General features: G+C 52.8%; 10 protein-coding genes. 1 reads left to right on the forward strand and 9 read right to left on the reverse strand.

All coding sequences use genetic code 11. The features are described 5' to 3' along the window. Nucleotides 1-82 precede the first annotated feature (82 nt). Nucleotides 83-934: a lipopolysaccharide kinase InaA family protein gene (locus BMZ23_RS11135; RefSeq protein WP_245748197.1), complete on the forward strand. Its 852-nt coding sequence runs from the start codon at nt 83-85 to the stop codon at nt 932-934. Here BMZ23_RS11135 and BMZ23_RS14845 read toward each other — a convergent pair. The 9 genes from BMZ23_RS14845 to BMZ23_RS11180 form a co-directional block, all read right to left on the reverse strand. Next, complete coding sequence (locus BMZ23_RS14845; RefSeq protein ID WP_177197273.1) at nt 909-2054, reverse strand: O-antigen ligase family protein; 1146 nt, start codon at nt 2052-2054, stop codon at nt 909-911. The two genes, BMZ23_RS11135 and BMZ23_RS14845, sit on opposite strands and share 26 nt — an antisense overlap. Nucleotides 2055-2097: 43 nt before the next feature. Further along, nucleotides 2098-3246: a glycosyltransferase gene (locus tag BMZ23_RS11145; RefSeq protein ID WP_093477006.1), complete on the reverse strand. Its 1149-nt coding sequence runs from the start codon at nt 3244-3246 to the stop codon at nt 2098-2100. After that, nucleotides 3243-4178 (reverse strand): glycosyltransferase family 2 protein, encoded by a 936-nt coding sequence (locus BMZ23_RS11150; protein WP_093477010.1) that lies wholly within the window; start codon nt 4176-4178, stop codon nt 3243-3245. Before BMZ23_RS11150 ends, BMZ23_RS11145 begins: the two co-directional genes overlap by 4 nt. Further along, entirely contained in the window at nt 4175-5914 is a 1740-nt protein-coding gene (locus BMZ23_RS11155; protein WP_093477013.1) for a carbamoyltransferase family protein, read from the reverse strand. Before BMZ23_RS11155 ends, BMZ23_RS11150 begins: the two co-directional genes overlap by 4 nt. A 79-nt stretch (nt 5915-5993) precedes the next feature. Beyond that, nucleotides 5994-7985 carry a polysaccharide biosynthesis protein gene (locus BMZ23_RS11160; protein WP_093477017.1) on the reverse strand — a complete coding sequence of 664 codons (1992 nt, stop codon included), beginning with the start codon at nt 7983-7985 and terminating at the stop codon, nt 5994-5996. Nucleotides 7986-7994: 9 nt separating this feature from the next. Beyond that, nucleotides 7995-8546, reverse strand: coding sequence for a sugar transferase (locus tag BMZ23_RS11165; RefSeq protein WP_093477020.1), 552 nt, complete (start codon nt 8544-8546; stop codon nt 7995-7997). A 65-nt stretch (nt 8547-8611) separates the two neighbouring features. Next, the gene (locus tag BMZ23_RS11170) at nt 8612-9568 is read right to left on the reverse strand and encodes a UDP-glucose 4-epimerase family protein (protein WP_342707840.1); all 957 of its coding nucleotides are present in this window, start codon (nt 9566-9568) and stop codon (nt 8612-8614) included. Next, nucleotides 9565-10902, reverse strand: coding sequence for a UDP-glucose dehydrogenase family protein (locus tag BMZ23_RS11175; protein WP_093477028.1), 1338 nt, complete (start codon nt 10900-10902; stop codon nt 9565-9567). The genes BMZ23_RS11170 and BMZ23_RS11175 overlap by 4 nt, the downstream gene beginning before the upstream one ends. Nucleotides 10903-10908: 6 nt before the next feature. Then, entirely contained in the window at nt 10909-11865 is a 957-nt protein-coding gene (locus BMZ23_RS11180; protein ID WP_093477032.1) for a UDP-glucuronic acid decarboxylase family protein, read from the reverse strand.

Consider the following 11865-nt stretch of genomic DNA (forward strand, 5'->3'; position numbering starts at 1 on the left):
ACCACACAAAGCACCAGAGAAGCAGGTCACAGAAACCGCAACAACCCCGGGACCAAGGGTCAGCTTTCCCGAGACCGCCGGGTTGGGGCTCTGGGACCGCCGACTTCAGTCGGCAAAGCAGCCCAAAGGGCTGCCGGTGTTGGGGTTCTGGGACCGCCGACTTCAGTCGGCAAAGCAGCCCAAAGGGCTGCCGGGTTCCAACCGTACACCCGGGACTCTGTCAGCACCACCCGTCGACAACCAACCAAATTCCATTAAACTACCCGCCCAAACCATCGGCGGCACAGGCTACCCGGCATTGATGAGATATCTGGACGACAGCACCTACCAGCAATGGCTGAAAACTGCCCGGGTACTGGAGCAGGATGGTCATGGGCTCAAGGTGCTGGCGCTGGCTGATGGCAGCATCGTCAAGCTGTTTCGCATCAAGCGCCTGCTAACTAGCCAGCGGCTATACCCGCAAGCCAAACGCTTTGCACGTAATGCAGAAAAACTCCAGGCACTGGGCATCTCCTGCCCCAGCGTCATCGCCACCTGGAAGCTGAAAACCCCGCCGCGCAATCTCGTCCACTATCACCCGTTGCCAGGTGAAACTCTGCGCGACTTACGCAAACGTAACCCGGAGCAATGGCATGCGTTGCTGCCAGCACTGGGAGCATTCATTGCCAAACTGCATGATCGGGGGGTGTACTTCAGGTCGCTGCACCTTGGCAACATAGTAATGACGCCAGAGGGAACGCTGGGGCTGATTGATATCGCGGATATGCGATTCAACAGAAGGAGGCTGTCGCACAACAAACGCTCAAGAAATCTTCAGCACTTGTTGAGATACACAGAAGACTGGGCAGAAACCACCTGCCAAGAACTAGCAGAGGCCTACTGTAACGCCTCTGCCAATCCAAAACACATCACACTTTTTCGCTGCCACCCCTGACCTGCTCGGCAAGGATCAGCATACAAGGCAAAAATATAAGCAGCCATAATTCGCTGGGCTGGTTAACCAAGCGGCTGCCTTCAAACATCAACATCAACAAACTCACCAACAGAAAACAACCCCAGGCATTTCTCTGCTGCCAGGCAGCAAAAAAAGTCAAAGCCAATATCGTCAAGAAACCCAGAAAACCCACCCAGCCATGGTACAAAAGCACCGAGAAAATAATATTGTGCGGGTGTTCAATAATTACCCTCCCGCCAAATATCGCTATATCCGCAAAGTAATCTGGTGCACACCCCAGCCATGTTCGGCATTCAAGAAATGTTTCATAATGCGCTTGCCACAACTCAAAACGCCCAGAATCAGCACGCGCAACGAGTAGCTGAAAAACAGGCTGATTGCCAAACATCCAAAACAGACCTGAAGCACCTATTACCATGGTCAATAAAACCAGCATTCTGTAACGCCAGTTTTCAGCGAACCAAAGAGAGTAAAAGCACCCTGCACCAATCACCAAAAATGCACCAAGCACTCCCGCCCTGCTTTGCAACACATAGGCAGTACAAAAAACCACCAATGAACTGCAAAGAACAAAAGCAAACCAATTATTCCGGGAGAGCAAAACCCAAGCGCCCAATGCAAAGAAAGCTGAAAGAACAATACTTGCATAGGTAGGACCAGACATTCGCATAGGCAAATCACCCACACGACGTCCCACAGGATGAGATCCTGTATACCAGTAATACGCCGTAGTCATCAAAATATAAAGAAGGAAAATCAGGAATATTGCAAAACATAGGCGATATTGACGAAGCACTCTGTAGTCAACCAACAAAACTATAAGTCCGCAAAAAACCGCCACATACAGCCAGTGCTTTAGATATTGGAGCGTCTGTACCTGTATGGCAGCCAATAGCATCCAAAGCATGAATGCAACCCAAAGCCATAATAATGGCGTATGCCTTTCCAGGTGAAAACGCCCACAAAAAAACATCCATAGTGCAGGCAGACCCAAAAATACGTAATAGAAATTATTAACTGCTTTCGAGCTTGGCAAAAAAACGAAAGAAAGAACAAAAGCAATTAATGCCAAAGTGAAATAATATTCTATTTTATTCACATTACGCCAATTCATCACAAAAAAAGACATTGATCACCAAATATCAACAGCCACTTAAATTACCTAACAAATCATCCAGAAGATCACGATAACTATTTCTAAATTCATCTATCGAATGATTTTTACAAAGATACTCAAACCCCAAAGCACCTTTATTAGCTAACGAAGCCGGGTCAAGTGCCAACAAGGCATCCAATTGTCTGGCCAGATCTTCAGCATCAGCAGAGCGAAACACACTGCCGCCACAATCTTGCAAAATAGGCAGCATGCTAGGTATATCCGAACCAACCACCGGGCGCTCACCAGCAAGCCCTTCCAGCAAGGCAAGTGGCAAGCCTTCGCTATAAGACGGCATGGCAAAAATATCAAAAGCTCGAACATATTGGAGCGCATCATTACGAGCCCCCAACAGGATTACCTGTTGCTGCAATCCATATCGGGCTATCAAAGTCTCAAGATCCTCCCTTGAACGCCCCTCACCAATCACAGCTATCAACGCATCCGGATAACGACCTGAAATACGTGAAAAAGCCTCAATCAGCAGCGCATGCCCCTTGACAGGAACCAGCCTACCAATGCACCCAATAATCTTTCCGGATTTTGGAAGTCCAAGAGTCTCACGAGCAGCATCTGCTGCCAGCATCAAACACCGGGCACGCTGAATATCAATAGCATTATTGATTGCCAGTGTATTGTTCGACGTAAAGGCTGCAACGCGATCTATAAGGTAAGTCTTTACAGCACGTGATACGCCAACCATGCGCCAGCGATTGGAAATCAATGCACGCGCCTCAACGCGCCGCATCAACCGGTCATAGTCACCTATACCATGCTCAACACCAATAAACACCGTGCCGTGCAGGAATCGGCTGATCCACATCATCATACTGATCGGCTTAAAGCGGTGAGCAATTACTGCATCAAAACCTTGCTGCTGACAGAACAGAAACAACCGCCGCACTACAGCCCAGCGTTTGAAGCCTTTCAGGTCCGAGGGTGAGCAATCAAAATACACCGAATGCGCAGCAGCGCTAATCGGTTCAGACGGATCAGGCCTACCGCGCAAGAACAAGGTCGTTACCTCGTACTGATCCGAAGGCAAGCCTGCAATGATCTGCTCTGCCAGGTCAGACGCATTCACGTTATAGCGCAACTGAATCTGTAACACCCGCTTGCGACTGTTAGCTGTCATTTGGTGACACTCACACCGCCACGCAACCACAACCGCAACGCCTTGCGACTGTACGCCCCCCGGAAAATCACCCGCCAATCAGCCTTGACCGCCTGACGAAACCAGTCCTTGGCCAGATCGGCTTCGCCGGCCAGCCAGGCACTGCGAAACAATGACAGGCAGCGCTGCACAAAAAACGGCTTACGCAGCACCTGACACTCTGTCGGCAAGCGTTTTTCAGAAAACACCTCGTCCACCAGTTTCACCCCACCAGCCTTGGCATGGACAAACTGGTGGCGCAAGCTGTCGTCGTGCTTGTGAATCAGCGCCAATGGCTCGTCAATCACCGAGCAGGGGTGGTTGGCAAGCACCTGGGCAAATACCGGAATATCCTCGGCACTGCGAAAAGCTTCCGGATAGTTGCCGCGCTGGAAAACATCCCGGTGCATCACACAGGCGCCATTGGACAACGACAAGGTTTTATCGAGAAGATATGCCCTTACTCGTGCCAAAGGCTCCGCAGGCATCAAGCCCGGTGTGTGTGCACTGCGCTTGCCAGAGGCGCTGACAGAAATATGCCCACCAGCAACAAAGCACGTCTGCGGATTGGCAGCCAGATGGCTGCGAATACGGGTAATGGCACCCTCGGCCATTTCGTCGTCAGCATCCAGAAAAGTCAGCCAGCTACCCAGCGCCAGTTCGATACCCCGATTACGTACCGATGCAAGGCCACCATTGGCCTTGCGCTCTGTACGAATACGCTGGGGATAACGTTCCAGCAGATCAGCAATAACCTGCGGTGTGCTGTCTGTGGAGCCATCATCAATAATGATCAGCTCACAATCATCGGCCAGTTGCGGCATTACCGACTCAACCGTACGCGGCAAGGTCTGCGCATAGTTATAGGCAGGAATAACGATGCTCAACAGCACGGGCGCTGTCGGCTCGCTCATCGTGCACCCTCTTTCACCACCAGCACATCCTGCATAATCAAATACTGCAGATCCGAGCCATAGAACATGTTCAGCGCATCAGTGGGTGAGCAAACCATCGGCTCACCACGGCGGTTCAGCGAGGTATTCAGCACCACACCATTGCCGGTCAGCCGCTCCAGTTCCTTCATCAGGTCGTAGTAGCGCGGGTTGTAGTCACGCTTGAGCACCTGGGCACGCGCCGTGCCGTCCTCGTGCACCACCTCCGGCACACGGGTCTTCCACTCGTCGTTGACCTCAAAGGTAAAGGTCATAAAAGGCGACGGATGATCCACGCTGAGCATCTGCGGCGCTACCGTATCGAGCATCGACGGGCAGAATGGCCGCCAGCGCTCACGGAACTTGATCTGCTCGTTGATCCGGTCAGCCACACCCTTTGAACTTGGGCAACCAATGATCGAGCGGCCACCCAGCGCGCGCGGGCCAAACTCCATACGGCCCTGGAACCAGGCCACCGGATTACCCTCGGCGAGCACCTCGGCAATGTACTCGGGCACATTATCCAACTGCTTGAACGGCGGCTTGTTCGGGTGACGGGCACAGGCGGCAATCACATCCTCGTTGCTGTACTCCGGGCCCAAATAGACATGCTCCATCTTCTCCACCGGCACACCGTTCTGCACCGACACATAGGCCGCCGCACCCACCGCCGTGCCGGCGTCACCGGCTGCCGGCTGCACGAACAGCTCCTTGACCTCGGGGCGGGCGATAATGCGCTGGTTCAGCTTGACGTTCAGCGCACAACCACCGGCAAAGGCGATGCGTCCGGTTTCACGCAGGATGTCGCCGAGGTAGTGCTCCATCATCTGCAGCGCCAGCTTCTCGAACAACGCCTGCATGCTGGCGGCATAGTGGATATAGGGATCGTCGGCAATATCCCCCTCACGCTTGGGCCCCAGCCACTCGATCAGCTTGGGCGAGAAGTAATAGCCCTTGCCCTTCTCCTTGTAGCGGCGGAAACCGATTACGTTGGCGTAGTCGGTGTTGATGATCAGTTCACCATTCTCGAACCTGGCCAACCGCGAAAAGTCGTATTTGGCGGCATCGCCATAGGGTGCCATGCCCATCACCTTGAACTCACCATCGAGCATCTCGAAGCCCAGGTACTCGGTCAGCGCACCATACAGCCCACCCAGCGAATCCGGATCAAAGAACTCCTTGATCTTGTGGATCTTGCCGTTCTCGCCGTAACCAAAGAAGGTGGTGGCGTACTCGCCCTTGCCGTCAATGCCAAGGATCGCCGTCTTTTCCTGGAAACCCGAGCAATGGTAGGCACTGGAGGCATGCGCCAGGTGGTGCTCAACCGGCTCCAGCCTGACCTTCTTCAGGTCAAAACCAAGCTGTTGCAGGCACCATTCGATACGCTTCTTGTAGCGGTTGAAGCGCCGATTGCCCATCAGAATGGCATCCAGCGCACGATCCGGGGCATACCAGTAGCGCTTGGCATACTTCCAGCGCGCCGGGCCAAAAATACTGATCGGGGCAAAGGGAATGGCAACGATATCGACATCCGCAGGCGTTATGCCCGCCTGCTCCAGACAGAACTTCGCCGACTCGTAGGGCATGCGGTTTTTCGCATGCTTGTCGCGCACAAAGCGCTCTTCCTCCACCGCGGCAATCAGTTTGCCGTCGATATACAGGGCAGCGGAAGGGTCATGGCTCAAAGCGCCGGAAAGTCCGAGAATGGTCAGTGCCACAGTGGTGCCTCTATCAACAGAAATTCAGTGGGGCAATTCTACACGCTTGCGCCAGTCGCGCACGCCTGGCTAAGACAGTTCACTGTTCCCGCCGCCTATGCAAATACACCCAGTCCACAATCTCGCCCTCCGGCTGATAGCCCTCAACCAGCTCGCGCAATAACTGGCGGACGCGGGCAAGGTCTTCCTGTTCCAGTGCTGCGTGCAAACGGCCAATGCCATCTTTCAGCTCATCCCAGGGCAGGAAGTCCTCACTGGCGCGCATGATCATCGGATGTTCGGTTTCGGCTACGTTGTCACCAATCAGCAGCTCTTCGTAGAGCTTTTCACCAGGGCGCAGGCCGCTAAACTCGATGGCGATATCACCGCTTGGATGCTGCTCATCACGTACCGACAGGCCCGTGAGGTGAATCATCTTCTCGGCCAGATCAAGAATCTTCACCGGCGGGCCCATATCCAACACAAACACATCGCCGCCCTGTCCCATGGCGCCGGCCTGGATCACCAGTTGCGCCGCCTCAGGGATGGTCATGAAATAGCGGGTAATCTTCGGGTGGGTCACAGTCACCGGCCCACCCTGACGGATCTGTTCCCGGAAACGGGGAATGACCGAACCAGATGAGCCCAGCACATTACCAAAGCGCACCATGGTGAAACGGGTACGCTTGACCTGCTGCACGCCACTGCTCTCATCCAGCAGAACCGGTACGGCTTCGTGGCTCAGCGCCTGCAACACCATCTCGGCCAGGCGCTTGGTGCTGCCCATGACATTGGTCGGGCGCACCGCCTTGTCGGTAGAGATCAGCACAAAATTGCGTACGCCGGCACGGATTGCGGCCTGAGCGGTGTTCAGGGTGCCCAGCACATTGTTCAGCACCCCCTCGGCAATATTGTGCTCAACCAGAGGCACATGCTTGTAGGCGGCGGCATGGTAAAGCGTCTGCACCTGCCAAGCGTCCATGACCTGCTGCAAGCGCACCGGATTGCGAATCGAACCAAGGATCGGCAACAGCGTTAGCGGCAACGACTCCCGGCCTATACGCGCCTGCAACTCGTCATGGATCGCGTACAGATTGAACTCGCTATGTTCGAACAAAATCAGGGTGGTCGGCTTTTGTCCGATGATCTGCCGGCACAGCTCAGAACCGATCGAGCCGCCGGCACCGGTCACCATCACTACCTGCCCGGCAATGCACTGCTCAAACAGATCCTGTCGTGGCGGTACCGCATCACGCCCCAGCAGGTCGGCAATATCCACTTCCTGCAGGTCATCCACCTTCACCTTGCCACTGGCCAGATCCATAAAGCCCGGCACAGTTCGCACCGGAATCGGAAACTGCTCCAGATAATCCAGAATCTCACGGCGCCGTGCACGGGTCACTGACGGCATCGCCAGCAGAATCTCCTCGGCACCGCTTTCGGCAATCATCTGCTGCAAGCGCGACGGTTTGTAGACCTTGATACCAGCAATCACCCGGTTGATGATGCCATCGTCATCATCAATAAAGGCAACAGGATGCATCTGCTTACCCATTCGCAAGGCCGTCACCAGCTGGTTGCCTGCTGCTCCGGCACCATAAACAGCCACCTTGGGTAAGCCATTGCCCGTCACCGGGCGCGACAAGGCCAACTGCCCCAGGCTATACCAGTCACTCTGAAAATACTGGCGCATCAGCAGACGCAAGCCGCCGAGCAACAGAAGGCTCAACCACCAGTAATTGATCACCAGCGAACGGGGAACAGGTTCTGGCGCATCGCGGTACCAGTAAATGGCCAATGCCAGTAACAAGGCCGACAGACTGACTGCCTTGAAGATGACAAGCAAAGCATCGTTGCCCATATAGCGCAGCACGGCACGGTACATACCCATGCGCACAAAGAGCGGAACAGACAACACAGGTGCAATGACAAACAGCCACAGATGCACACCCAGCGGATGCACCAGATCATCCGTGCCCAAACGCACCACAAAGGCAAGCCATAGTGCCAGCCAGGTCAGCACCACGTCGGCCACAACCTGCAGCAAACGCTTGTGACGGCGACGCAGGCCTAGCAATCGATCCCTTAGCATAAACACTCCCTAGTGCTTGACCCTGTCACCAGAACCCTTACCGGTAACTGTTTGCAGGATATAGCTGAAATAACGGGAGATGGACATTTCCCTGATCATGCGTGCGTCGGTCTCAGCCAACAGCTTCGGCGTAGACATATCAATCTCGTTCACCTGGGCCAGGCCAGTAATGCCCGGACGCACCGAATACACACCCAAGGCATCGCGCTCAGCAATAAGCTCCTCCTGGTTGAACAGGTTGGGACGAGGCCCTACCAGGCTCATTTCCCCTTTCAGCACATTCCACAGTTGAGGCAACTCATCCAGCTTGGTTTTACGCAGGAAATTACCCAGCCTGGTAATCGAAGATGCAGATGCCAAGTGGCTGGCCACCGAAGCGGTATCAACCTTCATTGTGCGAAATTTGACCAAAACAAAGGGCCTTTTGTTGCGCCCAACTCGCTCCTGCAGAAACAGCGGGGAGCCGGTGTCGAAAAGGCCAATGACATAAATGATCAACAGCACGGGGAGCCCAAATACCAATCCAGCCAATGAAAAAAACACATCAAAAAAACGCAGCACGCGTATTACCCCTGTTCATATATGGCGTATGGAGCCTCAAGATCAAGCAGGTATCCTGCCGGGTCTTATCTGATCTTAGTTTGCAAGTACTGCTGACCTACGGTACGCAAGGCATCATAAGCAGAGGTTTGCGGCCGCCACCCTAACAGTTTATGCGCTTTTGAGGTATCAACTACAAGTGACTGACATAATTGAGTGTACATGGCAGCCCTGCCGACCAACCTACTTCCCAAGCGCAGCATAAAATCAGGGCAAGGAAGCAACCGGGCTTTGCGCCCCATTCCTTCAGCAAGCAAGCGAACCAACTCAGGTGTAGAAACAGATTCATTGTCGGACACGAGAAAACACTGATTAGCTGCCGCGGGGTGGGAAGCACACACCATAATGAAGTCAACCAAATTATCCAGGCAGATCATGCTGCGCTGGTTCTGAACCGCAGCCAAAGGCAAAGGCACTCCGTGCCTAACAAGTTTTAGCAGCCTAGAAAAATTACCCGGAGCATCAGCACCGTAAACAAGCGGAGGACGAATGATGACCAGCTCCGTATCGGAACCGCTAAAAAGCCTCTCCAACTCCTGTTCGGCCTCGAATTTAGAGAGCGCATAATCTGCATGGGGGGCCGGGTTAGAGAGCTCTGAGAATGGCGCATCTTGCGTGACCGCGCCATTCACACCAATGGAGCTGATGAAAACAAAACGCCTCACCCCACTATGTTTGGCTTGCGTCGCAAAATGCAGCGCAAGATCCCGGTTGACACGCCGGAACTCATCGAGGGGCGAAATGTGGCTTTCACGCATGACGTGAGCTCGCCCTGCAAGGTGAATCACAACGTCAACGTCGGTCAGTGCGGCTTGTAGCGCCTGACTATCGTCAAGCTCTGCCGCAAGAAACTCGACCTCAAGGGCGGGACGACGACGCCCTACTACCAATACGTTTTGGTTTGCATCTATCAACCGCTTCACCAAGTGCGAACCAATGAAGCCAGACGCACCTGTCACAAGTACTCTGCCCCCCATTGTCATACCCCCGCTTTAATACCGCGTCCAATTGAGTAATACATCAAGCCTGCGGCTGCCATGTCGGTGGGTTCAAACATGTTTCGCCCATCAACTACAACTGGGTATCTAAGGTTTTCCTTTAGCTTAGGGAAGTCCAGCGTCCTGAACGCTTTCCACTCAGTACAAATAACCAATGCATCAGCATCTACTAACGCAGCTTCACGGGAAGCACACAACTCTAAGTCTGGTCGGGACCCGTAAATTCTTTTACACTCGCGCATAGCTTCAGGATCGTAAGCTTGAACGGTTGCACCCGCATCCCAAAGCGACTCAAGCAAAACTCTGCTTGGAGCATCACGCATATCATCAGTATTAGGCTTGAAAGCAAGCCCCCAGACAGCAATGGTTTTACCTGCAAGATCCCCATCAAAGGCAAAAGATAACTTCCTGAAAAGCTCATGCTTCTGTCTATTGTTTACACTTTCCACAGCTAACAGAAGATCCGGCGTATGGCCTACTTCCAAAGCAGTACGTGCTAACGCTTGTACATCCTTAGGGAAGCATGACCCGCCGTAACCACAGCCAGGATAGATAAAATCGTAACCAATCCGCGGATCAGAGCCGATTCCCAAGCGGACTTGCTCGATATCCGCATCAAGCAGCTCCGCCAAATTAGCCATCTCGTTCATAAAACTGATCTTTGTTGCAAGCATGGCGTTAGCCGCATACTTAGTTAGCTCGGCCGAACGAACATCCATAAACATCAGCTTGTCGTGATTACGATTGAAAGGTGCATAGCACTTTCGCATCAGACCAATAACCGTTTCCGAGTCCGTACCAACCACAATACGCGCGCCTCGAGTAAAGTCTTCAATTGCAGCACCTTCTTTCAAAAACTCAGGATTGGAGCAAACATCAAATCCAGTCTTGACGGCACGCGCTTCAAGCTCCGCAGCTATCACCGCCTTAACTTTATCTGCCGTTCCAACAGGCACAGTCGACTTATCAATAATGACTTTATAATCAGTCATGTATCGGCCAATAGTGGCAGCAACAGCCAGCACATACTTGAGGTCAGCTTTACCGTCTTCATCTGGGGGAGTGCCCACAGCGATGAATTGCAAATCGCCATGCGCAACACCAACCGATGCATCGGTTGTGAAAGAAAGCCTTCCAGCAGCAACGTTCTTGAGTATCAGTTCCTCGAGACCAGGCTCATAAATCGGGATAACTCCCTTGTTTAGCCCATCGATCTTCTCTTGGTCTACATCAATACAAACAACCGAGTGTCCCACATCAGCCAAACAGGCCCCTGTCACCAAACCAACATAACCACTACCAAAAACCGTAACTTTCATAAAAACTCACTTATGCGGTGCACCGTCACCCGACAGCAAATTATCAAAATAGGCAATAGTTTTATCCAGCCCTTGATCAAGCATTACCTTAGGCTCCCAATCAAGTAGATCGCGGGCCAAGGTGATATTTGGCTGACGTTGCCGAGGATCATCTTGAGGCAAAGGCTTAAAAATTAACTTTGAGTTTGACCCCGTCAAGGCCAGAACCCTTTCTGCCAATTGGCGGATAGTAAACTCGCCTGGATTGCCTAGATTAACTGGCCCAGTAACATCGTCCGCACTACTCATCAACCGAACAAACCCTTCGATCAAGTCATCGACATAGCAAAAACTACGGGTCTGCTGGCCTTCACCATATATAGTAATATCTTCGCCTTTAAGTGCCTGAACGATAAAGTTGCTTACTACCCTACCGTCGTCAGGATGCATACGCGGGCCATAAGTATTGAAAATACGCGCTACCTTTATCAGCAACCCATGCTGGCGGTGATAATCAAAGAACAATGTTTCTGCACAACGCTTGCCTTCGTCGTAGCAAGAACGTACCCCTATCGGGTTGACTTTACCCCAGTAGCTTTCTGGCTGAGGATGCACCTCCGGATCCCCATAAACTTCACTCGTTGAGGCTTGGAAAATCTTTGCCTTAGTGCGCTTTGCCAACCCCAGCATATTTATTGCACCGTGCACGCTGGTTTTGAGAGTTTGCACAGGGTCGAATTGATAGTGCACTGGTGAGGCAGGGCATGCCAAATTATATATTTCATCAACCTCTACATATAGAGGAAAAGTTACATCATGACGCACCAACTCAAAATAAGGATTCGCAAGAAGGTGGGCGATATTTTGCTTAGTTCCAGTGTAAAAATTATCAACACACAGAACCTCGTGCCCTTCACCCAACAGCCGCTCGCACAAGTGCGAACCGAGAAACCCTGCACCACCGGTGACAAGTACTCGCTTCAT

It is taken from the genome of Halopseudomonas yangmingensis (assembly GCF_900114825.1).
Taxonomy (GTDB): Bacteria; Pseudomonadota; Gammaproteobacteria; order Pseudomonadales; family Pseudomonadaceae; genus Halopseudomonas; species Halopseudomonas yangmingensis.